Annotated in this window: 27 protein-coding genes and 2 rRNA genes; 7 read left to right on the top strand and 22 right to left on the bottom strand. The window is 39.8% G+C overall.

Going from position 1 to position 26,005, the window contains the following annotated elements:
- Window positions 1-3: 3 nt before the first annotated feature.
- The 6 genes from O2Q26_RS04260 to O2Q26_RS04285 form a co-directional block, all read right to left on the bottom strand.
- Window positions 4-1,116: a nicotinate phosphoribosyltransferase gene (locus O2Q26_RS04260; protein ID WP_289214693.1), complete on the bottom strand. Its 1,113-nt coding sequence runs from the start codon at window positions 1,114-1,116 to the stop codon at window positions 4-6.
- Between the two features lie 103 nt (window positions 1,117-1,219).
- On the bottom strand, window positions 1,220-3,736 hold the full coding sequence (locus O2Q26_RS04265) for a DNA translocase FtsK (RefSeq protein WP_289214694.1): 2,517 nt from the start codon (window positions 3,734-3,736) through the stop codon (window positions 1,220-1,222).
- A gap of 147 nt (window positions 3,737-3,883) precedes the next feature.
- Window positions 3,884-4,489 carry a YtpR family tRNA-binding protein gene (gene ytpR / locus O2Q26_RS04270; protein WP_289214695.1) on the bottom strand — a complete coding sequence of 202 codons (606 nt, stop codon included), beginning with the start codon at window positions 4,487-4,489 and terminating at the stop codon, window positions 3,884-3,886.
- A 3-nt stretch (window positions 4,490-4,492) separates the two neighbouring features.
- Window positions 4,493-5,311, bottom strand: coding sequence for a DUF1444 domain-containing protein (locus O2Q26_RS04275; RefSeq protein WP_253937088.1), 819 nt, complete (start codon window positions 5,309-5,311; stop codon window positions 4,493-4,495).
- A gap of 132 nt (window positions 5,312-5,443) precedes the next feature.
- Window positions 5,444-5,761 carry a thioredoxin family protein gene (locus O2Q26_RS04280; protein WP_289214696.1) on the bottom strand — a complete coding sequence of 106 codons (318 nt, stop codon included), beginning with the start codon at window positions 5,759-5,761 and terminating at the stop codon, window positions 5,444-5,446.
- 33 nt (window positions 5,762-5,794) lie between these two features.
- On the bottom strand, window positions 5,795-6,811 hold the full coding sequence (locus tag O2Q26_RS04285; protein ID WP_289214697.1) for a PTS sugar transporter subunit IIC: 1,017 nt from the start codon (window positions 6,809-6,811) through the stop codon (window positions 5,795-5,797).
- Window positions 6,812-6,954: 143 nt separating this feature from the next.
- On the opposite strand from O2Q26_RS04285, the gene O2Q26_RS04290 reads away from it, so the two are divergent.
- Window positions 6,955-7,203 (top strand): hypothetical protein, encoded by a 249-nt coding sequence (locus tag O2Q26_RS04290; RefSeq protein ID WP_289214698.1) that lies wholly within the window; start codon window positions 6,955-6,957, stop codon window positions 7,201-7,203.
- A gap of 710 nt (window positions 7,204-7,913) precedes the next feature.
- Complete coding sequence (locus O2Q26_RS04295) at window positions 7,914-8,354, top strand: YtoQ family protein (protein ID WP_289214699.1); 441 nt, start codon at window positions 7,914-7,916, stop codon at window positions 8,352-8,354.
- 268 nt (window positions 8,355-8,622) lie between these two features.
- Here the strand turns inward: O2Q26_RS04295 and O2Q26_RS04300 are convergent, their stop codons facing one another.
- Both O2Q26_RS04300 and O2Q26_RS04305 read right to left on the bottom strand, forming a co-directional pair.
- The gene (locus O2Q26_RS04300; RefSeq protein ID WP_289214700.1) at window positions 8,623-9,129 is read right to left on the bottom strand and encodes a DUF84 family protein; all 507 of its coding nucleotides are present in this window, start codon (window positions 9,127-9,129) and stop codon (window positions 8,623-8,625) included.
- A 120-nt stretch (window positions 9,130-9,249) separates the two neighbouring features.
- The gene (locus O2Q26_RS04305) at window positions 9,250-10,317 is read right to left on the bottom strand and encodes a M42 family metallopeptidase (RefSeq protein WP_289214701.1); all 1,068 of its coding nucleotides are present in this window, start codon (window positions 10,315-10,317) and stop codon (window positions 9,250-9,252) included.
- A 147-nt stretch (window positions 10,318-10,464) separates the two neighbouring features.
- Between O2Q26_RS04305 and O2Q26_RS04310 the strand changes: the two genes are divergently transcribed.
- Window positions 10,465-10,782: a PepSY domain-containing protein gene (locus tag O2Q26_RS04310; RefSeq protein ID WP_253937082.1), complete on the top strand. Its 318-nt coding sequence runs from the start codon at window positions 10,465-10,467 to the stop codon at window positions 10,780-10,782.
- A gap of 54 nt (window positions 10,783-10,836) precedes the next feature.
- On the opposite strand, the gene O2Q26_RS04315 is transcribed toward O2Q26_RS04310, so the two are convergent.
- Both O2Q26_RS04315 and trmB read right to left on the bottom strand, forming a co-directional pair.
- A complete protein-coding gene (locus tag O2Q26_RS04315) occupies window positions 10,837-11,694 on the bottom strand; it encodes a YtnP family quorum-quenching lactonase (RefSeq protein ID WP_289214702.1) in 858 nt (285 codons plus the stop codon).
- 64 nt (window positions 11,695-11,758) lie between these two features.
- On the bottom strand, window positions 11,759-12,400 hold the full coding sequence (gene trmB, locus O2Q26_RS04320) for a tRNA (guanosine(46)-N7)-methyltransferase TrmB (RefSeq protein ID WP_289214703.1): 642 nt from the start codon (window positions 12,398-12,400) through the stop codon (window positions 11,759-11,761).
- Between the two features lie 267 nt (window positions 12,401-12,667).
- On the opposite strand from trmB, the gene O2Q26_RS04325 reads away from it, so the two are divergent.
- Window positions 12,668-12,826, top strand: a complete 159-nt coding sequence (locus tag O2Q26_RS04325) for a hypothetical protein (protein ID WP_253937079.1) — start codon at window positions 12,668-12,670, stop codon at window positions 12,824-12,826.
- A gap of 53 nt (window positions 12,827-12,879) precedes the next feature.
- On the opposite strand, the gene O2Q26_RS04330 is transcribed toward O2Q26_RS04325, so the two are convergent.
- Together O2Q26_RS04330 and O2Q26_RS04335 are read right to left on the bottom strand one after the other, a co-directional pair.
- Complete coding sequence (locus O2Q26_RS04330; RefSeq protein WP_289214704.1) at window positions 12,880-13,695, bottom strand: phosphotransferase family protein; 816 nt, start codon at window positions 13,693-13,695, stop codon at window positions 12,880-12,882.
- A gap of 150 nt (window positions 13,696-13,845) precedes the next feature.
- Window positions 13,846-14,775, bottom strand: coding sequence for a diacylglycerol/lipid kinase family protein (locus tag O2Q26_RS04335; protein ID WP_289214705.1), 930 nt, complete (start codon window positions 14,773-14,775; stop codon window positions 13,846-13,848).
- Window positions 14,776-14,861: 86 nt separating this feature from the next.
- On the opposite strand from O2Q26_RS04335, the gene O2Q26_RS04340 reads away from it, so the two are divergent.
- Window positions 14,862-15,869 carry an EAL domain-containing protein gene (locus O2Q26_RS04340; protein WP_289214706.1) on the top strand — a complete coding sequence of 336 codons (1,008 nt, stop codon included), beginning with the start codon at window positions 14,862-14,864 and terminating at the stop codon, window positions 15,867-15,869.
- Here O2Q26_RS04340 and O2Q26_RS04345 read toward each other — a convergent pair.
- Genes O2Q26_RS04345 through O2Q26_RS04365 form a run of 5 tightly spaced genes read right to left on the bottom strand, consistent with a single transcriptional unit; the run spans window position 15,864 to window position 20,923 of the window.
- Window positions 15,864-16,766, bottom strand: a complete 903-nt coding sequence (locus O2Q26_RS04345) for a nuclease-related domain-containing protein (protein ID WP_289214707.1) — start codon at window positions 16,764-16,766, stop codon at window positions 15,864-15,866. The two genes, O2Q26_RS04340 and O2Q26_RS04345, sit on opposite strands and share 6 nt — an antisense overlap.
- A complete protein-coding gene (thpR, locus tag O2Q26_RS04350) occupies window positions 16,750-17,322 on the bottom strand; it encodes an RNA 2',3'-cyclic phosphodiesterase (protein WP_289214708.1) in 573 nt (190 codons plus the stop codon). Before thpR ends, O2Q26_RS04345 begins: the two co-directional genes overlap by 17 nt.
- On the bottom strand, window positions 17,319-18,500 hold the full coding sequence (locus O2Q26_RS04355) for an MFS transporter (protein ID WP_289214709.1): 1,182 nt from the start codon (window positions 18,498-18,500) through the stop codon (window positions 17,319-17,321). The genes thpR and O2Q26_RS04355 overlap by 4 nt, the downstream gene beginning before the upstream one ends.
- Before the next feature lie 26 nt (window positions 18,501-18,526).
- Entirely contained in the window at window positions 18,527-19,900 is a 1,374-nt protein-coding gene (gene pepV / locus O2Q26_RS04360; protein WP_289214710.1) for a dipeptidase PepV, read from the bottom strand.
- A 3-nt stretch (window positions 19,901-19,903) separates the two neighbouring features.
- Entirely contained in the window at window positions 19,904-20,923 is a 1,020-nt protein-coding gene (locus tag O2Q26_RS04365; protein ID WP_289214711.1) for a potassium channel family protein, read from the bottom strand.
- Window positions 20,924-21,062: 139 nt separating this feature from the next.
- Between O2Q26_RS04365 and O2Q26_RS04370 the strand changes: the two genes are divergently transcribed.
- Complete coding sequence (locus O2Q26_RS04370) at window positions 21,063-21,302, top strand: DeoR family transcriptional regulator (protein ID WP_390216302.1); 240 nt, start codon at window positions 21,063-21,065, stop codon at window positions 21,300-21,302.
- A gap of 37 nt (window positions 21,303-21,339) precedes the next feature.
- Here O2Q26_RS04370 and O2Q26_RS04375 read toward each other — a convergent pair whose 3' ends face one another.
- The gene (locus O2Q26_RS04375; RefSeq protein WP_289214713.1) at window positions 21,340-22,065 is read right to left on the bottom strand and encodes a pseudouridine synthase; all 726 of its coding nucleotides are present in this window, start codon (window positions 22,063-22,065) and stop codon (window positions 21,340-21,342) included.
- A 13-nt stretch (window positions 22,066-22,078) separates the two neighbouring features.
- Window positions 22,079-23,698 carry a putative polysaccharide biosynthesis protein gene (locus tag O2Q26_RS04380; RefSeq protein ID WP_289214714.1) on the bottom strand — a complete coding sequence of 540 codons (1,620 nt, stop codon included), beginning with the start codon at window positions 23,696-23,698 and terminating at the stop codon, window positions 22,079-22,081.
- A gap of 103 nt (window positions 23,699-23,801) precedes the next feature.
- On the opposite strand from O2Q26_RS04380, the gene O2Q26_RS04385 reads away from it, so the two are divergent.
- Window positions 23,802-25,061, top strand: coding sequence for a BaiN/RdsA family NAD(P)/FAD-dependent oxidoreductase (locus tag O2Q26_RS04385; RefSeq protein WP_289214715.1), 1,260 nt, complete (start codon window positions 23,802-23,804; stop codon window positions 25,059-25,061).
- 148 nt (window positions 25,062-25,209) lie between these two features.
- On the opposite strand, the gene O2Q26_RS19150 is transcribed toward O2Q26_RS04385, so the two are convergent.
- The 3 genes from O2Q26_RS19150 to O2Q26_RS04395 form a co-directional block, all read right to left on the bottom strand.
- On the bottom strand, window positions 25,210-25,467 hold the full coding sequence (locus tag O2Q26_RS19150) for a protein YuzH (protein ID WP_491624958.1): 258 nt from the start codon (window positions 25,465-25,467) through the stop codon (window positions 25,210-25,212).
- Window positions 25,468-25,687: 220 nt separating this feature from the next.
- Window positions 25,688-25,801, bottom strand: a 5S ribosomal RNA gene (gene rrf, locus O2Q26_RS04390).
- A 79-nt stretch (window positions 25,802-25,880) separates the two neighbouring features.
- Window positions 25,881-26,005, bottom strand: a 23S ribosomal RNA gene (locus O2Q26_RS04395); the annotation flags it as partial.

A 26,005-nucleotide genomic window follows, 5' to 3' on the forward strand; every position in this document is an offset into this window, starting at 1 on the left:
TCTTTAATTTCCACTAAGATAAGGTACCTTTTCCAATCGAGGATTCGGTTTGTAACGTCGTCCTTCCTTAGCCTCATGATCTCCGTTCATAATCACGTTATCTCCAGTAAAGCCGATACCGATCTTAAGAAGGCTCCCTCCTACGCCGTACATGTCTACAGGTACACCGAGCTTTTCAAAAGAACGTATGCGATCTTCTGTAAATCCGCCGCTTACTACGATCTTTACATGTGTAAACCCTTCTTCATCCAGCGCACGTCGCAAAGCGAATACAAGTTCAGGATTGACACCTCTCGGATCGAAAGTCCCCATCAGATGCTGGTTTCTTAAGAAGTATTTATCGACAAGATTACGTGACGTGTCGAGTCGAACGCCTTTTAATTCGTCTCCGAACTCCCTGGCTACCTTTAAAGAGTCTGTGATCACATCGTTATTATAATCAACCAGCGCCATCAAGCTGTCATTAGGATATTGGCTTTGATACGCTTTGGAAGCAGCCACTACGTCTCCCTTAAACATTTGGATCAAGGCGTGAGGCATCGTTCCCATACCCTGTTTTCCCCACCATTCGTTCATAGCTTGAGTAGCTTGTGCCGTAGAACCTCCTATAAAAGCGGAGTAACCATCGCCAGCCTGCTGGGTGAAGTGGTCGTCACGATCTCCCATAAAAATTATCGGCTTTTGCTTGCCAGAGGCCCTTGCAGCTTTAACGACATTATACACATTCGTAGCAACAGAAGTCCTTCTAGCTAAAATTCCATCTATGATTCCCTCTAAATAACCGAAATACTGGTACGGCCCAGTTATAGTCAATACGGTTTCGTAAGGTTCGATTTTATCTCCATCTTTAAGAGAATGAATCTCCAGTTCCTCGGGATGGTCCGAGAACTCATGAATCAAAGCTATCGCTTCATCAGAACCACACAGCACTCCATGATCTTTCTGGAAAAACTGCATTGTAACGATATTGTCCTCTAAATGATTCTCAACGATTTCTTTAGTCTTTAAAAAATAAACCGCTGAGAACCAGCCTTCCTTTACTCGTTCATCAAATTTGAAAGTGGTATTCGTTAAACGAGATATTTCTCCATTTAACTTTCTTTCTATTTCCTTCATGACGTAACTCCTTAGACATTTAGGTTCAATCGCCCATTAATATATTCTTTGTTTATCATATAGAATCGGGAGGTATTTAACAAGCCCTAACCTCTATTCGGCTTTAACGCACCATCATTTCATCAACTTGCTGCTTCGTTAATAGGATATCTCTAGGTTTACTGCCTTTTGATTCGGATATGATACCGTAGTCAGCCATTTGATCGATTAAACGGGCAGCTCGATTGTATCCGACTTTGAAACGGCGTTGAAGTAGAGAAGCACTTGCTCCGTTATGCTCAAGGACAAAGCGGACCGCTTCATCAAAAAGTTCGTCCGTATCTTCCTCACTAGAGACTTGCTGGAGTAACTCTTCCTGTTCGAACAAATAATTAGGCGGAGCTATTTTTTTAACATACCCTGTAATTCTTTCAATTTCTTCATCCGATACGAAAGCTCCTTGTATTCTCACAGATTGCCCTGAACCATTCTCAATAAAGAGCATATCGCCTTTTCCTAAGAGTTTTTCTGCACCGCCCGTATCAATAATCGTTCGAGAATCGACTTGAGAAGATACACTGAAAGCAATACGCGTAGGAATGTTCGCTTTAATTAACCCTGTAATTACATCAACTGATGGACGCTGGGTAGCAAGCAGTAAGTGAATGCCACAAGCCCTGGCCTTCTGAGCAATCCTGCATATGGCATCTTCCACATCCTGCGGTGACACCATCATTAAATCGGCCAGTTCATCAATGACGATGACGAGATAAGGGAGCTTCTCTGATGATCTTCCTTGTTGAATCATTTTTTCGTTGAAGCGTTCAACATCTCTTGCGCCTTCAGCTACGAATTTCTCATAACGTTCTTCCATTTCTTTCACAGCCCACTTCAACGCACTGGTCGCAGCTTTCACATCTGTGATCACAGGAGAAACAAGGTGCGGCAGTCCGTTATAAGGAGCCAGTTCGACCATTTTTGGATCTATAAGCAGGAATTTCACATCATCATGATGAGCTTTATAGAGCATGCTAATAAGAATAGTATTTATACATACACTTTTACCTGATCCCGTTGCACCTGCAATAAGGCCGTGAGGCATTTTTTTCAGATTGGTCACGACGGAATCGCCGCCGATGTCAAGTCCAAGTCCCACGGAAAGAGGAGAGGTCTCTTTCGTAAACTTGTCAGATTCAAAAATTTCCTGAAGGCCTACCATTTCAGGGTGACGGTTCGGTACTTCGATACCTACCGCCTGCTTCCCTGGAATAGGCGCTTCAATTCGAATATCGCGAGCAGCCATACTCAGTTTTATGTCATCAGACAAATTAGTGATTTTACTCACCTTCACGCCCGGTTCAGGCTGAACTTCAAACCTGGTTACAGATGGTCCCTTCATGGCATGCACTACTTTTGCTTTTACATGGAATTGACGAAGGGTAGTTTCAAGTCTCTCCATCTGTTCTTGAACCCATTGATCGTCATCACTGGATCGTTTGGCCTTATCATTCAGCAAATGAAGAGGAGTGGCATAAGTTTGCCGTTTTACTTCAGCTTGTTGATGGATTTTGCTTTTTTCAGTTTCAGAACCCTTATTTAGAGTTTTTTTTTGATCGCGCGTTCGCTTATCTCGGGGTGTCATCACCACATTAAACGGAACACTTTTCCTTTCCGAATTCCGCCCTAATGAAGGTCGGTTAGGTTTGTTCTCTTTTCTCTTTACAGGTTCAACTGCAGTCTTACTTTCTTGGTCTGATGTAGAGGCTTCCGCCGGCTCAGGTAACGGGACAACATTTGCTGCCTTACCCTCTGCAGTTATCTCTTCCTCCACAGTAGGCTGAGCATCAACATCTTCTACATATTCCTCGGCAGTCGGCTCCATAGCCGGCAGTTCTCTTTCACCTCTTCCCTCTTCTAGTTCAACTTTTTTTTGAGAAAAAGATGTAACTTCCTCTGATTCTTCAGGCCGTTCTTCTACTGCTTCATTAGCGAAGGGGTGTTTTTCAATAGAAGTTTCTTTTTCGCTTTCCATTTGTGAATTAGAACTTGAATCTTCGTTTTCTTCACGCTGACTTCCTTTATCGACTTGCTTGCTCGACTCAATTTTACCCAATACCCGCTGACGTACTCTCTGCCAATGCTCTTCGTCGTATCTGGCCTGCTCCATAATTGAAGTATGGGTAGACTTATCGTTCATTTCTGCAAGTTCCTCAAAGTTAGTAGCAGGCTTAGCTCTTGGATGATAGCCGTATACAGGGGAAGGAACATCCGACGGTGTAAATGGTTCAGGAGAAACGGCCGGTTTCTCTTTTTTCTTATGATTCTCTTCTTCCTTCTCCCAACTCCTGTTCCTTTTTCTGCGATAAGATGGTTTGAATTGATCATCGTCATCCATAGGTTGAGCACGTTTTATACTCCTGGATTCATGCTCCTGCGAATCACTTTGTTCTTCCTGAGTGATTCTGTCTGGAATGACAGGGAAACGGAAATTCCCCTGCTTTGGATATTTATAAGTCATTCTTGTATTAGCATGGGACTCTTTAGTCTCTTGCTCCTTGGACACATTCTTCGGGTTGTCTGAATTAGTTTCTTCCTGATCGTCAAAAAGATTTTTGAATTTATTCTTAAAATTATTCCACATGTTTTCTCACACTTTCCTTTTATCTCTATATAAGTATTGTTATATACCATTTTAACAGGTTTGGCAGAATAATTGGTTTACATTCTATTTAAAATAAATAAAAAGAAGCAAAGGACTTAGTTCATAAGTTCTCTTTGCTTCTATCAGCTAAAGTTCAAACGGCTTCCCAGGCTCTTGATTACCTTCTAAAACAAGAATCCCTTTCTTCTCAGAGGCATTGTCCAGACCCAGCTCTTTAGCAGAGCAGATCATCCCGCTTGAAGGTACTCCCCTCAATTCAGCGTCTTTAATATTCATGCCGCTTGGCATCGTGGCACCAACTTTTGCTACGACCACATATTGTCCTTTATCGATATTAGGCGCGCCACAAACGATTTGTAATGTCTCTTCTCCGACATCCACCTGACAAACGCTCAGTTTATCTGCATTTTCATGCTGTTCTTTCTCTTTGACGTAACCAACCACGAATTTAGGTGTAAGGTCAAAGTTTAAAGAGTCTTCCAAGTTGTTTTCCTCGAATAAACGCTTCACTTTGCTCAACAAGTCTTCGGTCAATTGGATCTTCCCATGTTCTGCAAGCTGGAAGTGAGATGATGCATTAAAAATATTGTAACCAAGAATAGATCCGTCTTGTTGATCGGTAATTCTGACAATATCGCCTTTTCTTTCAAAAGTCGTAGTCAAACGGTCGCCTTGTTTCACAGGTACGATAAGCACATCGCCTACACCTTGAGGATTATAAAATACGTCCATTTCTTAATCTTCCTTTCCTTTTTCCTTTGGTTTTTTCTGAGCAAGTATAAATATAGGTTCTAACGTTTTGTCTTCATATAAGAAGGATAAAGAAGTGACCGGCACGGTACCCTCCGCAAAAAACTTCATTGCCATTTGAGCTAAAATATCGTAGCCTTCAGGGTTTTTGATATCCGCAAAGATAATAACATCTTGATGAGGAATGCTGACCGCAAGTTCTCCCTCACACTCAGCTTTAAGCTTTTCAAGAAGTACTTCGTTTAATATTCGGCTGGCGTCATACCCATCTTGAGTCGAATGGAAATAAAAATCGTTGCCATACACCGTATCTTTCTTCATATCTACAGGAAGAGAACGCACATTAAAACTCGCAATTTCCTTCATACGTTCTATGGACCAGTTCTCTTTTTCAACCATTTTTTCGTCAATCAGTTGATAAGACTTACCTAAATCTAACGCGTAATAAACTCTTGTTTCTGCAGTATGCTCCGTATGAACAAGCTTTTTACCGTCCTCTGTTTCAGTAGGAAAGGAACCCGCTCGAATGACAGGGATTATGTTTTTCTCTTTGCCAGTCAATTGGTGAGTTTCGTTCATAATGCGCAGCGCTTCCTGAACGTGGTCTTCCAATTCGTCCAAAGCAGGTTCACCGCGATTTTCATATTTAGCTACTACGTTAGGAAGCGTAATCGTTATTCCTTTACCTGATTCCTTCCATTCGATACGGAAGGTATCTTTATCACGGTTGAAGATTGTTTTCCATTCATCGTTTTGAAGACGATCCTCAAGCATTTTTTTCATTTTGATACTAGTCATTTTCATTGCTGATGTTCCTCCTTTATAAATGGAAGAAGTTTATTCCGCTGTCTATTTTAGCACATCTTCAAGACAGAGACTAAAAGTAAGCGTGTTTTATATTAGAAACAAGAAAACAAGCTGCGGTTCCACAGCTTGTTACAGATTAATGCTATTCATAAAATCTTCTATTTCTTTTTGTGTTTTTGCTTCTTTACTTACAAACCGCCCTACTTCTTCACCTTCGTCGAAAGCCAGAAAACTCGGTATTCCGAATATATCATTTTCCGCACATATGTGAATGAACTGATCTCGATCTACATATACAAATGTCCAATCGCTGAATTTACCTTCAACTTCTGGAAGGATCGGCTCAATAACCCGGCAATCCGGACACCATTGTGCCGAAAATAGCAGCACTGTTTTCTTCTCGTTAATCAATTCTTTTAATTGGCCATCTGTTTCTAAAGTAATCATGGAATCACCTCCGCCTGCTATTTTAGCACAACTTTATTCATAATCAATTTTCATGTCTCCAGGTTGAATCCACCCTTTATTTCTGAACCATAAGGCAATAAGAAAACTAATAACAGCTGGACCGATGAAATGAAGGAATAATATAGCCAGCGCTACTTCCATAGAAAAACCAAGGGTTTCAAAAGTCATAATCTGACCAACTAGACCACTTGTCCCCATTCCAGCTCCAGGCGCGTTATTTTCTAACTGAAGCCATACGCTTGCAAAAGGAGCGAGGATCGCACCAGCCGCAGTAGGAGGAATAAGGATGATCGGTTTTCTAACAACGTTCGCAACTTGAAGCATAGAAGTTCCAATGCCTTGAGCGATGGCGCCTCCAATCCCATTATCCCGGTAGCTGATCGTTGCGAACCCGATCATTTGTGCCGCACAGCCTACTGTCGCTGCGCCGGCAGCTATGCCATCTATTGAAAGCATAAATGCTATGGCTAAACTTGATATTGGAGCTGTCAATGCAAGTCCCATCAAAACAGCTACAATGACTCCCATAATGAATGGCTGTTGAAAAGTGGCCCAATTGATAATTTCACCCAATCCTGTCATGAAGCTGTTAATAGGAGGCCCGATAAATGACCCTACTATAAAACCAATGACTATGGTTGTAAAAGGCGTAAGGATGATATCAATTTTCGTTTCTTTACTGATGATTTTTCCGAATTCTGTTGCAATTAATGCCGACACATAACTTCCTGCAGGACCTCCCAATTCCGCACCGAAAGCGCCACTGAATAATGCAGCAAAAATGACGAGCGGAGGAGCTTTCAACCCATAAGCAATCGCTACACCGATCGCCCCGCCCCATATTTTAGTATCCATCGCGAATTCGCCCATCTCTTTTAAGTGATCTAAATTCGTCTGGTTTCCGATGGTTTCGATAATTAACCCTATAATCAAAGATGAAAACAAACCTAAGGCCATATAACTAAGCGCAGTTATGAAATATGCATGTACGGAAATATGTACTCCTTTTCTTTCTAAAAATCTTCTCATAGCGTAACCTCTCCTCCTTATCGACGTATACATATTACATTATAGTTTTACATGTGTAAATACACTAGTTGCGTTTCAATGATAAATCTTGCCGTTCCTTAGACTTATTTAATTTTAATTCCGCTTTTATAGTAGATCTTTAGATGCACTTAACTTTTAAAAACACCATTTACTGGGGGGTATCTATTGAAACCATTAAGAATCGAATACACTTTATAGTCACCTTACCTTTAGTCAGTATTCTAGTTCTTATCAGTTTTTCAGTCTATTTTTTTAATGGGCAAGTCGACGTGGCTAAGAAAAGTAAAAATGTGCAAGAAGCCGTGGCTGCAAGTGAAGCCTTGAAATATTTAATGTCTGAGACCAACAAAACTTTTTTACGAACCGAGTGAAGAACATTGTGAACAAACAACTGCATCCATATAAAAAGTTATAGAATCAGCAAATACATATAATGAATCTTTCAATGAACATCATGAAATTACAAGTCTATTCAACCAAATTTCCGATAGAGCTAGAGGTAATGAGAAAGAACTTGAATCTCACGTAAGCAGCTTTGAATTACTCGGCTTCACAGAAAATTAAGGGATGATGAAGTGCATTAATGAATCGAATGGTAAATCAACAGACCTTATGGAATCGGCTGAGTGCCAACCTTGGAAATTCAGCTTCTTGAAATGATAATAGCGGAACAAAGCTTTCTTGAGGACCCTTCTACAGAAAACTTAGGAAGTAAAGCTGTATTTGATACTAAAGAAGCATTTCATCGCATTTTTAGACTTGTAAGGGGTATAAATAAACAAATCGTTAAAGTTCAATAATCTGCAGATGGAGTAGAAAATGTTTAAAGGAGATTGAAAATAAATGATTTTACTCATGAAGAATTAATAGAAGAAGAGTTTATAAACGCAAAGGTTACGACAGAAGGTTAAAATAATACTGATAAAGGCAGACTTTCATCATGAGGGATTATTCCCTTCTCTAATTAACCTCTTACCAGGGGTGTAACGCTATAATTAGACAAACCTAAATGTAAATGATTGGACAGATTTACTAAATTATGAACATACTGAACTAAGAATATTTAGAGGAGGCTATCAATATGGAATTGACTATTTATCTGGCAGGTCAGATACATGATGACTGGAGAAATGAAGTTAAAAAAGCGGCTGAAAAGCGAAATCTTCCTTTGAATTTTGTAGGACCTCAAGAGAATCATGATCGTTCCGATCAAGTGGGAGTTGATATATTAGGGGAACAGCCTAATAAATTCATGACCGATGACGCAGCTTCGTCCATTAATAACTTCAGAACTAAACTTTTACTCGAAAAATCTGATGCATTCATAGCTTTCTTTGGTGAAAGCTATAAACAATGGAATACAGCTATGGATGCTGGATTGGCCATCCAAGCGGGCAAACCAATTATTCTCATTCGGCCGGAATCATTGATTCATCCTTTAAAAGAATTATCCAACCAAGCAACAGTCACTGTTGAAACGATCGACCAGGCTCTTGATGTGCTTGGATATGTATACGAATGACTGCAGATGGGGGATATACACAAAGCCTTTTTATGTAAAAATACGATATTCTAGATGAAAACAGTTAAAATTCACCCATAAAAAATCGCTCCTTTTCGTTTAATGTAAAGTTGAATGGCTTACATTAAAACGAGCGGAGCGATTTTTTTATATAAAGGATTTTTTATCATAGTTTTTTCATAATTATCACGACAGTTGAAGACTCGATTACGAAATAAAGGGGTTCTTTACCGTAAAAACCATAAACGTGGTTTGGAAACAACCTTTCCTAGTTCTGGTTATCATGCTCCCACTGCCCTTTTAATAGCTTGACGACATGAGAAAACATTTCCGCTCTTTTTATTTGACCTTTGGTAAAAACACCGATAGCTCCTTCATCTTTACTGACATTCGCTTTCTTTGCGTATACGTCCATCAGTTCACCTAGTTCACGGCCCGTTTCTAATCCTTTTTGTATTTCTTCCGGCAGCGGTATTCTTGCTCCACTGGCTCGATACATATTTTCTTTTCTATCGACAAGGGCACCCCAATTACATAAGAATAGGTCCCCGTCAATTTCCATAACTCCCCCTTCGAGTCCGATGCCGATTTCGCTTTTTTTCATATAAGCACATTCTCGTGCACGATTGACCGCTCCTTCAAGGGTTTCTTCATCAGAAAAAGGCTGAGCTGCAACTTTCGATTCCACCTCTACACCTGTCACATCATCTTGAAAGAAAACTTCCTTGACTGCCTCAACTTTCGTTGGATTCAATGAACCTATATATACCTTCACTAGCCATCCACCTGCCTCTACCCATTTTCTTGATTTAAAATCATAAAGGATGCATTGATTTTTTTGTTTGTTTATCATAACACAAAGCCGCACACGATATCAGCCATGTGCGGCATCTTATCAAACTTTCGATTTGATATAATCTACTGTATTCTGATCAGTGGACTTCACTAAGCGTACAATCAGCTCTTTAGCAGCTGCATAATCATCAACATGAATAATTGAGGAGGAAGTATGGATATATCTTGAGCAAATACCTACAACAGCTGAAGGGACTCCGTCGTTCGTAATATGCACTCTACCCGCATCTGTACCTCCTTGAGAAATAAAGTATTGATAAGGGATGTCATGTGTTTCTGCCGTGTCTAAAATAAAGTCTCTCATCCCGCGATGTGTGACCATAGACTTATCCAGAATCCGCAGCAAGGCTCCTTTTCCAAGCTGTCCGAATTCTTTATCATCACCGCTCATATCATTGGCGGGAGAAGCATCTAACGCGTAAAAAATATCTGGATCTATCATCTGTGAAGCAGCCTGCGCTCCTCGCAATCCTACTTCTTCCTGCACAGTGGCTCCAGAATATAATTGATTAGAGATCCGCTCGTCTTTCAGCTCTTTCATTAATTCAATGGCCAAACCGCAGCCATATCTATTATCCCACGCTTTGGCTAGAATTTTTTTCTCGTTGGCCATTGGTGTGAATGGGCAGACAGGAACAATTTGCTGACCTGGCTTAATTCCGATCAGTTTTGCATCTTCTCTATTATCCGCTCCGATATCAATAAGCATGTTTTTTATTTCCATAGGTTTTTTTCGCTGCTCGGGTGTAAGGTTATGCGGCGGAATCGATCCGATAACACCTACCACCGGACCTTTATCGGTAATGACCTGGACGCGTTGGGCAAGAAGGACTTGACTCCACCATCCACCTAACGTCTGGAATCGCAGCATTCCATTTTTCGTAATTTGTGTCACCATAAAACCTACTTCATCCATATGACCGGCCACCATCACTTTAGGGCCCTTGCCTTTTCTAACGCCAAACACTCCGCCTAGTCCATCCTGAATCGTTTCATCTGAGTATTTCTCTAACTCCTGTTTCATAAATTTTCTCACAACATGTTCATTACCTGGAGCTCCAGGCAGTTCTGTAAGCGTTTTAAAAAGGTCTTTGGTTACTTCATTCATTTATGTACATCTCCTTTTTTCCATCTTCTTATAGTTTATCGAAAAATAGCCGCGTTTTCTACAATAGAGATTTTAGGTTTTAATTTCCCTTTAAACGGTAATTCTAGTATACTGATAGATAGTATACTGATTAGAGGTGAGTGAACTATGAATTGGAAAAAGGTTGCAATAGCTGCAGGTGTTGGAGCACTCGCAGGCTATGTCGTAAAAGAACAAGTAGCTAACAAACAAGGCGTCACTCCTGAAAAAGCTCTAAAAATTGCCAAAGAAGCTTTTAAGAAACAAGGTCCGATCAGTGGATCTTGGATCTACATGAAGCCTGAAGAGTTAAACAAAAATGGTATTAATTATGATGTTTACCGTGGAGGCATTTCTAAGAATCAAGATGGAGAAACCTCACAATTTGAATTCTTCATTGATTCCGAAACAGGTACAATCATCGATGTAACTGAACAAACCGCGTAAACGTCATGCGAAAAATAACGATCCCCCGTCCTTTAAATCAGACGGGGGATCGTTTTATTTATTATAAACGGATGGAGCTTTATTTATACGGTCAACTACTTGACCTTCTGCATTATATTTTATTGCTCTATAAATCGCATCGTGGTAAAAAGTATACCATGCGCTATTTTCATACCCATAAGCCATCCACTTTTGTTTTTCGTGCACAGAAGTCACTGGATAGTCATCGAAAGCTAACGCCCAAAGTGGATTCTGATGAGCATGGGTCGGCATGATGTCCGCCATGTGAATGAACGATTCTTCCTCTCCTTCAAACAAAATGATTGCATGGCCATCACTGTGACCGCTCGTGTGAACCATCTTCAACCCTTTAGTGATTTCCACTTCGTTATCATAGGTATGTACATTTGTCTCGATTGGCTTCCAATTATCCTCCCAATACGTGTTCGCAGAACGAATATTAGGATGTTTCATTTCATTCCATTCTACAGACTGTACAAAAATCTTGGCATTCGGAAAAGTCGGAGCGAGCTCACCGTTTTTCCAGGCAGTCAATCCGCAGGCATGATCAAAGTGAAGATGGGTCATACAAACGATGTTGATATCTTCAAGAGACAAGTTTAAATCAGAGAGATCACTTGCCACATTGGATTCTTCTTTAATACCGAAATTCCTTCTTTGTTTATCGGTCACTTTTTCATTACCTATACCTGAATCGATCAGAATGTTCAAACCATCGATTTGCAGAAGGATTGGATCAGTCCGAAGTTCAATTTGGTTTTTCTCGTTGACAGGATACTTTTTGCTCCATAAGGCTCTCGGTACTACACCAAACATAGCTCCCCCATCCAAGTGGGTCACCCCGCCATTCAGCCAGGTGAGCTTCGCACGATCTATTTTCATACTTTCCATAACTTATCCACCTCCGTGTTATGTTCATAGTTTAGCACAACACAACAGATGATTGTAAGCGTTATCAGGACTTGAATCTTACTTTACATCTATAAATTGGCTGACCCTTTGCTGCAAATTTCTCTTCATATTCTGTCGGTACGTTCAAAGGGTCCTCTACTGCATGTAAGTCCAAATTCACTTCTTCAATAATCATTCCGTATTGAGAGAAGCTGGCAAGCGAGTATTCAAACAAACCTCGATTATCTGTTTTCAAAGTCAGCTTTCCTTCATCTTTCAATACGTCTTCATACTGTTCCAAAAATGCTGAAAATGTCAGTCTGCGTTTTTCATGCCTCGTTTTAGGCCAAGGGTCTGAAAAATTCAAATAGATATGATCTATTTCGCTTGTACCGAACAAATCACGTAAATCTGCTGCGTCTTCATTTATTAAACGAACATTGTCCGTTTCAGCATCCAGTACTTTTCTCAAAGCACCTACAATTACACTTTTCACCCGTTCTAGTCCGATAAAATTATATTCTGGATGTTGTTTCCCCATTCCTGCTATAAACTGGCCCTTTCCAGAACCGATCTCTAAATGTAATGGCTGTTCATTTTTAAAATTGGCCTGCCAATTCCCTTTAAAATCAAATGGCTTTTGAACAACTACATGATTATTCTCCTTCATGTAATCGTCTGCCCATGGTTTATGACGTAAACGCATGTACTCGTCCTCCTTTTTCACCTTGTAAATCTTATCATGAAACCTTAGTTGTTAAAAGTTTTTATAAAATATGAAGGATATGGATGCATTCGGCCTTATATTTGCTTATATATAACCATTCATCAGTTTTACATACTATGACCCCTTGAGGTAAGAGATAGATGATGAATATAACGAAAATCGGGTGTTGGGTTGTAAGCGCTTTCTGGTTTAAGATTAATCCTGTGCAATCATAAACTAATCATTTTAGGAGTGAGTTGTAAATTTATGAATCTTTTCCGTCAAACAATTGATGTAAGTGTAGTAGCCGTTTTCTCTGTCCTATTTGCAGGTTATGCGGTGTTTATATATCCATTTGAAAAATTAAATGAAAAACTCAGTTCGGAAGTCCGAGAGAAAAAAGTAAAATATGCTACTTTCTCATAAGGCTAAGAAGTGGATTAAAAAATGCGTTGCTGATTATATCGGCAACGCATTTTTTATATATTGATTTTATGACGTGTCATCATATCGTATAACTTTTGAATCCTTCGGTCTGCTTCAACATGTTCACCGCGCATCATATGCCATTGGATAAAGGACAGGGATTGAGAAACGGCATACCATTTCATTCGCTCGAATAAGTGATCATCAGCTGTTACACCATATTGCTTCATCCAACTATCCCAGCTTCCCTTAGGTATATAGGTGTGTAACAGCATCCCCAAATCTAAAGCAGGATCTGCAACCATGGCATTATCCCAATCAATTAAATAAAGCTTTTGATCAGAAGACAGCAGCCAGTTATTATGGTTCGTATCACAATGACATACAACGTGATGATCGTGTGCGACATGCATTACGTTTTTCTCTAGATATTTAACTGCATGATGCACTTCAAAGCGAACGTTTATGTGCTCTAACAACTTTTGATTTTCTTTAATATCCAGTAAAATTTCTTCTGGAGTCAGCGGGTGTTTGCCCAGCCTCATCAGCATGTCTAATAGTTCACTGGAATGATGGATCTTACTCAATAAAGAGGCCACTCTTGGATGCTGCATTTCTTCAGTAGTAAGTTCTCTGCCTTCAAGCCACTCTTGAGCAGTAATTACGTCTCCATTCTCCAGCCTTTTGGTCCAAACGAGCTTAGGTACAATGCCTTCAGCAGAAAGAACGGCAAGAAATGGTGAAGAGTTACGCTTCAAGAATAGACGTTTCCCTTCATTTTGAGCGTAATATGCTTCTCCTGTAGAACCTCCTGCAGGAGTAATTGTCCAATTTTGACCTAGTATATGCTCCAACCAATTCACCTTCAATTCCTCAAATCTCTCTGTGAGGGGCTCACGTTTTTTTATAAATAAGTATAACGCATTTTCCTACAAATCTGTAGCCAATACTACACCGTTCGATAAAACACCTTCCCATAGAGTAACTCAAATAACAACAACCTTTCAAGCAAAACATTTCTAACCTATCAAAATCGTGCGCGGATGTTGTGATTTCTCGATCTTACATTCTTTGTACTTAAGCGTTTGACCGTCGACCTGGAAGACCCCTTGTTCCTTCACTTTCAAAGTAATCGAGCGGCCTGTTACTTCATGAACCTCTTTTAGTGCTGTATGTTTTCCTAAGAATACCGATAAAAAAAGCAAAAGGATTTTCCATTTTGCCAAAGGCTGTATAATAATAACTGAAAAAGAAGGACTATATATATCCGCATTAGGGGCTATTTTCATTCCTTTTCCAAAAAAAGGATGATTTGTAACCGTAACTAAAGTAATGCGTTTGTATTTGACTTTCTTTCCATCAATTTCTATTTCAACAGCTATGGGGTAATATCGTTTTAAAACTTTGACCAATGCCACAACGTAATGTAGTGAATCGAGTCGAAATTTTTTTAATTTAGCTCTGAAAATTGGATCATTCGATATATGAACAACCTCACCATCCAAACCTGCCCCTGTACTGTTAAAAAAGTACTTTCCCGTATGACCTTCCCCTCCATGTTCTATTATTAAACCAGGATAGATGGACACCCGATCGGGATGATCCATAATGTGGCGAAACAGCTCCAACCCTTGTTTCTGAATTCCTACCCCTCTTGAAAAATCGTTTCCTGAACCAGCTGGAATCAAGGCAATCGGGATTTCATGGTGTTTACTAAGACCATTTATAACTTCATGAATAGTTCCATCTCCACCTATTACAATGACAGCCTTAATAACCTGATAGTGTATCGATGCAATCGATTGTATTAGTAATTCCGCATGTCCTTCGTATTCCGTATGGAATGACCGACATTTATGCCTCTTGAACCTGGGATCTTTCTGAATGGAGTCATAAACCTTTAAAGCTTTCCCATTTCCAGCTTTTGGATTTGTTAAGACGATATACATAAGTCAATTCTCCTATTTCACAGATCATATTATTATACAAATATGGTATTATATTATTAGACTATTAAAAAAAGGGAGGAATTAGTTTGGGTGCAGATTGTCAATTTTGTGGAACGTCAGTACTTTTACCTGAAAACGGAGCTGTAGTAGTCAACAAAAATGCTCCTCAGGAAGTTTTTCGGCTGCCTGTCAGTCATGAAGACGAGGAGGCTCTCATTTACGATTATCAAACCCTGGCTGAGTTATTGGAAGCTATGGGCAATAACTCTATGAAAAATAATGATTGGGTACATATACTCAACAAAGAAAGCTCGCAGTCTTTTCCAATCTCCTTAGGGAACTTATACGAAAGGTTAAAACATCCAGATTTAGCTGCCATAATTCACAAGGAAGATTTCACAGCCCACTTACAGCCCATTATCGAGGTCACTACTAATGAAATTTTCGGTTACGAATCTTTATTGAGAACCTCCAGTCAGGAAGTAAATCCTGGTCAGCTATTTTCATTTGCCCATCAGTCAGGTCTTCATTCGATGTTAGACCAAAAAGCTCGTCGAGCAGCAGTGAAAGCGAAATCTAAATATATAGAAAAAGGCAAAAAGGTCTTCATCAACTTCCTGCCTTCAACGATTTATGTTCCTGAATTCTGTTTAAAGCACACGTTTCAAATAGTAGAAGAATTCAATGTCGACCCTGCGGACATAGTTTTTGAAGTAGTGGAAACGGAAAAAATTACAGACGTCGCTCACTTGAAGTCTATCTTTGATACATATAAAGCATCTGGTATGAAAGTAGCTTTAGATGATGTTGGCTCTGGTTACAGTACAATCGAAATGTTGACATTGCTAAAGCCTGACTTTGTAAAAGTAGACCGAGCTTACATTAAGGATTGTCATATTAATGAAAAGCATCAATCATTTTTAAATGAAGTGGTTGGACGGGCGAACCACCTCGGCATCAAGGTGCTGGCTGAAGGAATTGAAAAAGAAGAAGAATGGAGTTGGCTCCAATCTGCAGGGATTGATTTTGGTCAAGGTTATTACTTAGGTCGTCCTAAGGAAATTCCTGAAAAAGAAGCTATTATCACCTCATAAGGTTTCTTCAGGGTCCACGTCCCATTCGGGCCTTTTCATAGCAACAGTTTTTGTGTGTTGAAGAAGCTTTTCCGCTGCCCGGAGCTGATCATGCTTTAATGGTGTGGTCAGCTTCCTCTTTTGTTGCAGCCACGCCTCCAGTGAATGTTCGTCTACGAAAGTCGTCAAATAAGGTTCCCGGACGGCTGTTATAGTTGAATATGGAGCAAGCAGTACGTGTTTGAATGTGCACGAAAGGCCATATTTTTTTATTACACTTCTCAAAAAGGTTTCGGTCCTTTTCAATCCAAGCAGAGGATTTTTATATCTACTCTGTACTTCCTCACTCTCTATGTACCATTGGTTATGAGCATCGGAGTGCAGTCGATCAGCTTTTTCCTCGATAACTTTAACAATTTCGATTTCATAGGGACCGATGAGGAGGATTTCGGCTTCCATTGGAGCATTCTTTAATTCGACTACGGGCTTATACATGACAAAATAGTGATCGGGAAGACGCTGGAGCAATAGTTTTAAATGGCTGTCTTTTAGCAGGTTCTGATCAATGAATGATTTTTTGAAAATCGTCGTACTGGCCCATTTGATTTGGAAGGGAAATAGTTCATCCAGAAAATATTGTTTTAAATTTTGTTCATTCTCAGGTATCCATCCCTCTTCCTCAGTATAGTCTTCGCTTATCGCCGGTTTATTTCTTTTAAACCGCCATGACCACTTTGACTTCTTTCTCTCATCCTGCTCTTCAGGCTCATTTTCAGTAGTTTTAAATTCGCCCTTCTCCCATAATTCTTTCATCTTCACCCAGTTGTTCTGTTTAAGACGAATATATTTAGAGGGATACTGATACATATCAGTTTCATACCTGGAAATGTAATCAAACAATTTAATGAGCTGAGCCATCCTCCATTCCTCCCCTTAACCTTATTTCACTGATACATTCATACTTTGCTTCTCGCTGAGGGTGTATTTTATACATATAAAATTTGTTTATAGTCATAACATATGAATCAATCATGATGTTTTCTTTATTGAAAATAGGAGAAACGCCTGCGGTATGCTTCTTAGCAAGTGTGACATGAGGTGCATACTTTCTTTTATCAGGGGGTGAACCAACCAAACTTGCAATTTGTTCTACTTTTTCCTTCATTTTCATTAGAGGATTGTTTAAAGACACTTCAGCAAAGAAAACTCTAGGTTTCTTTTTATCTCCGAAACATCCTGCCGGGCCAATCCTCACTCGGAAAGCGCTCGGCCAATTTTCAGCATCCAGTTGTTTCACCCATTCCTCCACTTCTTCAAGACTACATGCCCCTAGAAATTTCAGAGTGATGTGAAAATCCTCGGGATGCGTCCAAACTTTGTAGTCCATATGTTTGTTCAAAGCTGCCTGCCATTCTTCCATCTTTAATTTCAACTCATTAGAGAGTGGAATCCCTATAAAATAATGGGAAGTCATGTAGCGAACTCCTTTACTTCTTTACTTGTCCATTTACGGACTAATAATATCAATAATATACCGATAAATGACATGAACGAAAAGAAGCCATACATGCCATTCACATTCCACACATCAATCAGGACTCCTCCTATAAAGGTAAAGAATGCATTTCCAATTCCATTGCCGACCGCTGAGTAAAGCCCTACAGCAGTAGCCCTCACCTCTTTTGGAGCCAGTTCACGCACGAGGATCAGAGCTGCAGGAATATAAAGACCCACAGATATACCTTGAGCAATAGTAGTAACATAAACCACCGTAGTCGACGGATCAAAAAAATAAAGAAGCCATCTAGCCGCAGAAACAGTACTTCCTATCAAAATTACCTGGATGACCCCTAATCGGTCTATTACTGATTGTGAAAACTTCATAAACGGTGCCTCGCTGCCAGCTGCTAATAAAAAAGCTACTCCAATTCCCGCCAACGTCCCTCCGACAGCTAATATAAAAGTGCCGAAGTAATAATTGTTAGCTAAAATTGGCCCGAATATTAGAAAATTAGAAACTAAAAATAACAAAAAGGGTTTCTGCTTTATTAATGTGTTCATTCCAGAACGAAAGGATACAGTTACTTCATCAGCACTCTTAGGAAAGCGAAAAAGTACAATAAATGAGAAGAGGAGAGCGATAGAAAAGAAATAAAAAATCCAACTTAATGATTCTGTCGACTCTGTCACTCTTCCTAAAACGAATACAGCCACTGCAAACCCTACAGCTCCCCACAGCCTAATATTCCCGTATTCTTTTCCGTTTTTCTGAACAAAAGCTAAGCTCAAACTATCAGACAAAGGTACAATCCCTGATTGAAAAATAGCAATCACTGCGATCCCCGCCAGTAAGACGGGAAAGATCTGCAGTATAGGATAAAATAACCCTAGAACTGCAGCAATAGATGCAGCGATCATCAAAAGGATTCTTGGTTTCCTCGTATAATCACTGAGCATCCCCCAGATCGGTTGTATGAAAATAGTGATTATGGGAAGTGCAGCGATCACAAGACCGATCTGTGTATGGGTCAGCCCTTTTTCTTCCTCCAAGAAAACAGAGAGGAGGGGGAAAAGAGAGCCAAAAGCAAAAAATGTAAAAAAGTAAAAGGTTTGGATATATCGATATGTTTTATCAGGCGCAACTTCTTTCATTATAATGTACCTTTCTGCTATCACAATTATTTAGTTAACTCGTATATGGAGCGAGCATAGATTAACATCGCTTTTTTCATATCTTCCATTCTTACATGTTCATTTTTTTGGTGGGCAAAGTCAGGACTGTCTTTAAAAAGAGCACCAAAGGCTACCCCGGAATCCAATGACCGTGCATATGTAGCTCCTCCCATTGATAACGGATCCGCGCTCTCGCCAGTCACATTATTATAAACTTTCAGCAATGTTTGGACATTAGGATGTTCTTTTTCAATATATAGTGCTTGTATGTGGTCATGAATGATAAGTTCTGCCCCCTCTTTACTTGCGAGTAGTTGGAGTTTCCCTATAACATGATCAGACTCATATGTTACAGGGTAACGGATATTAACACCTGCTTCACACTTCTTGCCGTTCACCCAGTGTACAGATCCGAGATTACATGTTAATGCACCTGAAGGCTCATCATGAATTGCACAGTCAATTCCCTCGCCAGTTACAGAACGGAATGAAGCGACCAGCTGTTGCACCGCAGCTTGATGTTTTTTGTTCAAACCGGCTTCTAAGAGAAACTCTAAAAGGTAAAGAGCTGCATTTAACCCTTTTTCCGGTGTGCTCGCATGAGCCGCTTCTCCATTCAATGTCAAATGAATAAAAGACCCTTCTACAAAAAAATCTCCTGTCACAGCTTTATCCTTTAAAAAGTTGTTGTACTTAGAGCTAACATCACTGGATAAGTGCAAGACGGCTTTCGCCTCATCAGGAACCATATTCAATCGATCGCCACTTGTAAAAGAATGAATATAATCTGTATGTTCGTGAGCTGCAGGAAAGTTGATGTAAGCATCAATCAACCCTTTTTCAGCATGAATGACGGGAAATGAAGCGTCTGGAGAAAAGCCGAATTCAGGCATCTTTTCATGCTTGAAATAATGCTCGATTCCCTTCCAGTCCCTTTCCTCGTCAGTTCCAACGATGAGCCGGACTTTCTTCTTAGGAAGAAAACCTTGGTCTTTTAACATTTTCATAGCCATATACGAAGCCATTACCGGCCCTTTGTCATCCTGGACTCCACGTGCGTAAATCTTATCTTCCTTCAACACCGGTTTAAACGGATCGGTCTCCCAACCACCACCTGCAGGCACCACATCTAAATGACCAAGGATACCGATTATTTCTTCCCCTTGTCCAAATTCAATATGCCCCGCATGACCGTTTACGTTTTTCACAATAAAACCGTCTTTCTCTCCAAGATCAAGAATATAATTTAAAGCATCATCTATTGGTTTTCCATATGAAAACTGCGAACTTTTTTCATACACGCTTGGAATTTCAAGTAAAGGAAAAAGCTTTTCAACGTATTCTTTTTGATAACGCTCAGAAATCGATGCAATATACATTCACTAGCTTCCTTTCCTTAGCAGCTTTTTATAAGTTTCATCGTCGCAAATAACGTACAACTCGGCTTCATCTGTCAGCTCTTCGTCTAAACGACGGTTTACGTTTAAATCATTGCGGTCGGCAATTAATGTGGCACCTTCTTTTAATAAATCTTCAAAAGCATCACGAAAAGTAGTCCAATGCTTTTGAGTGGGAACGTAATAAAGATCATCGCCTACAGAGCGACTGAGAAGCTGACTGAAAATCCCTGAAACTCCTTTACGGAATGCTGATCGAACAGCCAGAGAAGAGATGGTTTCATTAGATACGATAAACTCATTCACCTGGGCATGCTGGAAGTTTTTTATGTGTCGTTCTTCCATTACTTCCACAACAGTATGAACGTGAGGTGCCGAGGATTCGATGGTAGAAGCTATCAATAAAGATTTACCATCAATCATCTGCCCGTTTCCCAGCTTGTCATCTGCAAATACCAATACAGCCCTTGCCTTTTCTAGATTGGCTTTCTTTAGTGTTTCAGTATCCGAGGCATCCCCTTTAATATAATGGATGTTCTCAGATAAAAGTGGTGCTTCCTTTAAAGTATCAATGACAACTATATCCACTTCCTTATTCGTTCCTAAAATCTCATCAATAGCAAATTTTGCTTTTTGAGACCAGCCGATAATAATGAAATGCTTCATATCTTTGTACACTATGTCACCCTCCACTCTCTTTTTTCTGAATACAGCAAATCCATCAATAATTTTTCCGATAACTACACCTATAAGACCGATACCCAGCACGTATAATACAATAGCAATAGAACGTCCTGCTATGGTGACCGGATAATAGTCTCCATATCCAACAGTTGTAACTGTAGTCATGACCCACCAGAAGCCATCAAAATAATTCGGGAAATTTTCTTTCTCTACGATGACAATCAAAATAGAGGATAAGATCACAAGTACTGCACTTGAAATGAACAGAAAATAATTGTTGATTTTGATCATTTTTTTAAAAAGTCTTCTTAATATCAGCAAACTGGCAGCCTCCTATTTTAAATTATTGTAAATTTCGTGAATAATCTGTTAAATCAATCACAAAGTCTGGCTCTGCTTATAATCTTCATGTAAAATGATAGTATCTTCAGAGATTCACACGCACCACAAATTCCTACGAATGAGAATAAGGAGTGGTTTTTTGAATCATCCATCATCCCGTATGTTAACTCGAATTAAAAGTGTGTACCTGTACCTGCAACACAATGGACCGTCTACAACTACACAATTAGCTGATGAATTCGGCCTTACGGATCGGACGATGCAAAGAGACTTGAGCGTTTTGGAATACAATGGACTAGTGTTTAGTCCTAATCGTGGGAAGTGGACAACAACAGAAAGGAAAGTAAAAATCTCATAATATGTAAAGGAACACCCAGAACATGTCTGGGTGTTTTTTATTGATCTAGTTTCGTGATTTCGAACAAGTATGCCATTTCCTCATCATCTAATTCCCTGTACTCTCCTAATTCCAAGCTATCATCAAGCTCAAGTTCCCCAATACTTAGCCTTTTCAGATAAGTCACTTCTTTTCCAACAGCTTCGAACATCCGCTTAACTTGATGGAATTTACCTTCTGTTATCGTCAATACTATTTCTGACTGCTCCCCCGCATTCAAAATTTCTAAATCTGCAGGCTTCGTGACATACCCGTCATCCAGGGTTACGCCATTAGAAAATTTTGCAATATCATCTTTGGTCACTTTTCCTTCGATATCGGCGAAGTACGTTTTGCCGATATCTTTTTTAGGAGAGGTTAAACGATGTGAGAGCTGTCCATCATTAGTAATTAGCAGTAGACCCTCTGTATCTTTATCAAGGCGCCCTACCGGAAAGGGATTAAAGACTTTATCTTCCGGTTGCAAAATATCGATGACAGTCATATCGTGAGCGTCTTCTGTTGCGGAGAGCAAATCACCAGGCTTATTAAGCATCAGGTAAATATACTTTCTGTACTCTACCGTCTCTCCATGAACAGTGACAAGATCAGCTTCTGGATCAACGTGGGTTTTCGGACTTTTTTCAGGCTCGCCATTTAATCGTACACTGCCGCTTTTTAATAGGTTCTTCACTTCTTTTCGTGTTCCGTAACCCATATTGGCGAGAAGTTTATCAATTCTCATACAGTTCCCCTTTCTATCTTCGTTTTAGAAACTTATCTAAAACTTTAACTCGGCCGCCAAGTATTCTTTCCAGCAATGTCGTTTGATAAGCCATCCACAAGTATAGCAAACCTCCAAGACCTGCACTGATGAACAAGATGAACAATGCAGCTAAGCGATTTTCAATTGGGTCCCATACAAAGCCTAATCCCAATTTTATAATCCATACAGTGACAGCCATAATAGCTGTAAGGATCATGATCAGCAACGTTCGTTTATATACTGCTTTGTATGAAAATTGAATGGCTCTTTGAATTCTCCAAAGGTTAAGGACCACAGCTACCAACACCGCAGTTCCTGTTGAAATGATAGAGCCTTTTGCACCGAATAAAACAATAAACCAGGAGTTAGTAGCCAATTTAATGAATAATCCGGCACCTAAACTAACTAAAGCGAAATTTTGACGATTGATTCCTTGTAAAATCGCTGCCGTCACTGTATACAAAGCAAAAAACAATCCTACAGGAGCATACCAGCGCAAAAGTCCGCCATAATAATCTACATCCTCAACGCCATAAAAGGATCCGAACGCCTCGTAAGAAAGGACCGCGAGACCCACAACTGCTGGAAAGATCAGCAGGGAGATAATTTGTAATGCCTGATTGATCTGGTGATTGAGCAGTTTCATGTTTTGTTTTGTAAAAGATTTTGTAATCGCCGGCAATAAAGCTAGCGAAAGACCAATACCTAGTGTGACCGGAATAATTACTAGCTTATGGCTTAACACATGTATAGCGGATAGAGAAGCACCGGAAATCTCAGATAAACCTGCAGAGGCCATAGCCTTGTTAAAAGTAAACTGATCAATCAACTGGTACAAGGGTGTAGCAATGCCTACTAAAACAAATGGCCCTGCGTAACTGATCAACTCTTTGAACATAGATTTCTTAGAAAGATCGTACGTATATTCCTGGGCAGCCAGCTGCTTGTCTAAATAAGGTTTACGTTTCTTCCAATATATAATCAGTACAATCAATGAAGCGATCCCGCCTATGAATGCAGCAAACGTTGAAAAGCCTATAGCAGTGGACAGGCTTCCTTCCAAAACATAAAGGACTACATAAACGGAAACGAGCAGGAAAACAATCCGGACAATCTGCTCGACTACCTGGGAAATTCCTGTCGGCGCCATCGACTCATTCCCCTGAAAGAAACCTCGGATAATACTCATACTAGGTATGATAAGTAACGCAAAAGCTACCATACGGATGACCATAGCTGTATCATCTACAGACGCGCTGGTATTTTCATCCGATAAACTGAAACGCGCGATGGGTTCTGCGGTTAAAAACATAATTAGAAATGTAATAATACCTGTAATCCCCATCAGCTGCATGCCAGACTTAAACATATCACGGCCAGTTTGATAATCTTCAAGAGAATTATATTTGGAGACGAATTTTGAAACCGCCATCGGAACTCCAAGTGTAGATAAACTTAATAAAATGTTGTATGGTGTATAAGCATAGAAATAGAGTTCCATGCCTTCGGGTCCGACCATCTGTTCGAACGGGACCGTATAGATCATTCCCAGGAATTTCGACAAAAATGTCGCACCTGTCAAAATCATGGTACCTTTTAGTATTTTCGACATAATTTGATATTCACCTTCAATTTTTTAGAGTCAACTTTGTCTATTTTATCATAAAAATGCAAATAACATTGGAATTTTAGTGTTTAAAGAAAGGAAGTAAAGAATGGATTATCAAGTCATTGTTATAGGAGGAGGCCCTTCTGGATTGATGGCCGCTATAGCAGCCGCTGAACAAGGAGTGAAAACACTCCTTCTTGACAAAGGGAAAAAGCTGGGCACTAAACTGGCTATTTCGGGTGGAGGACGATGCAATGTCACGAATCGCCTCCCAGAAGAAGAAGTGATCAAACATATTCCTGGAAACGGTCGGTTTTTATACAGTCCTTTTTCGGTCTTTAACAATTATGACATTATCGATTTTTTTGAAAACCTCGGAGTAGGCTTAAAAGAAGAAGATCACGGAAGAATGTTCCCAGTCAGCAATAAAGCAAAAGATGTGGTGAATGCCCTGCTATCCAGGTTAGATGAATTGAAAGTAGAAGTGCGGACGAACACTCCAGTAAAAGCCGTCCATTATGGAGAAAAATCCCATCAAGTACTACTCAGTTCAGGAGAAAAGCTTAGCACCCAATCGATTGTACTTGCTGTAGGGGGAAAAGCAGTACCTTATACAGGCTCTACTGGAGATGGTTATGCGTGGGCGAAGAAGGCGGGGCATACAATAACAGAATTGTTCCCTACAGAAGTTCCTTTATTATCTGATGACCCATTTATAAAAAATAAAACACTTCAAGGTCTCTCTTTACGTGATGTCGGGGTTTCCGTACTCAACCACAAAAACAAAAAGATTGTTACCCATACAATGGACATGCTGTTTACACACTTTGGCTTATCTGGCCCAGCGATTCTACGATGTTCTCAATATGTAGTTAAAGAATTTATGAAAGGACATCGCCCCGTAATTATCGAGATCGACTGTCTTCCTGAAGAAAAAGAGAACGTGCTGTTAGAAAAATTGCAGCAGGAACTGAAGGAACATTCTAAAAAGTCATTTAGGAATGTAGTCAAAGGTTTAGTTCCTGAAAGGCTGATAGACTATCTATTATCGATCCTAAAGATAGATCATGAAACTAAAGCAGCTAATATATCGAATCAAATGCTGAGAGACTTTGTTTTGCACTTAAAGCATTTCAAAGTGAATATTCATGATTCCCAACCGATCGAAAAAGCTTTCGTCACAGGCGGGGGCGTATCGATTAAAGAAATTATACCAAACACAATGCAATCGAAATTGATGGACCGGTTATATTTCTGTGGGGAAATCCTTGATATCCACGGCTACACAGGCGGCTATAATATTACCGCGGCAATGGTTACTGGCAGGGTAGCAGGTATCAACGCTGCTTTTGAATCTATGGGGTGAAATGAAATTTATGTGCTTCATACTGCTAGACAGGAGATTGTTCGAGAAAGTTCTCGACAATCTCCTGTCTTTTTACAAACCATTTAAAAGATTTAAATAATAAAAAATTGTAGAGAAAGCAGAGCATTCTCTACAAACGGCGGAACAGCTAAGGTCTTCTCGATTTTTTTTGAGAATATTCTTTTTCTCTGCCCAACTCTTTATTCAGCAAAAACTGCATGTCTTCCCGATCCTTTTCTGTAAGGACACGATCTCTATCATCCCAGTCTAGACTAAATATAATATAATATCTTCTTACCCTTTTGAAATAAATGACAGAGTGGGGGAACTCATCAAAATACCCTCTCACCATTTTTCTGCCAGAGTAACTCCATCTCCTCAGTTGAATATTAATCACCCCGAACACACATTCTTTTTTTTAGTATAAAGGGTATAATACAATTACTCAAGAAGATGAAATCGGAAAAACTTCACTCCGTGTTTAATTATAAAAACAGAGTTTTTTTATAAAATAGTTTAATAACTTCTATTATGAAAAAATGTGAACTTGATATTTAGCAGACTGTCTTTTAGAAAATAGGAAACAAAAAAACCTTAGAAGCAATAGCTTCTAAGGTTTCTAATTGACGTAGCAGCGTCCTACTCTCACGGGGGTAAACCCGACTACCATCGGCGCTGAAGAGCTTAACTACTGTGTTCGGCATGGGAACAGGTGTGACCTCTTCGCTGTCGCCACTACATCGTTCATTGAGGTGAACCCTCAAAACCGGATAAGACATCGGACATGTTCACAAACGTAACCTTTTCACGAAGGTTGATATAGTTAAGTCCTCGATTGATTAGTATCCGTCAGCTGCACGTGTCACCACGCTTCCACCTCGGACCTATTGACCTCATCGTCTCTGAGGAATCTTACTTACTTGGCGTAAGGGGAAATTTCATCT

This window comes from Halobacillus campisalis, assembly GCF_030345335.1.
GTDB lineage: Bacteria > Bacillota > Bacilli > Bacillales > Halobacillaceae > Halobacillus_A > Halobacillus_A campisalis.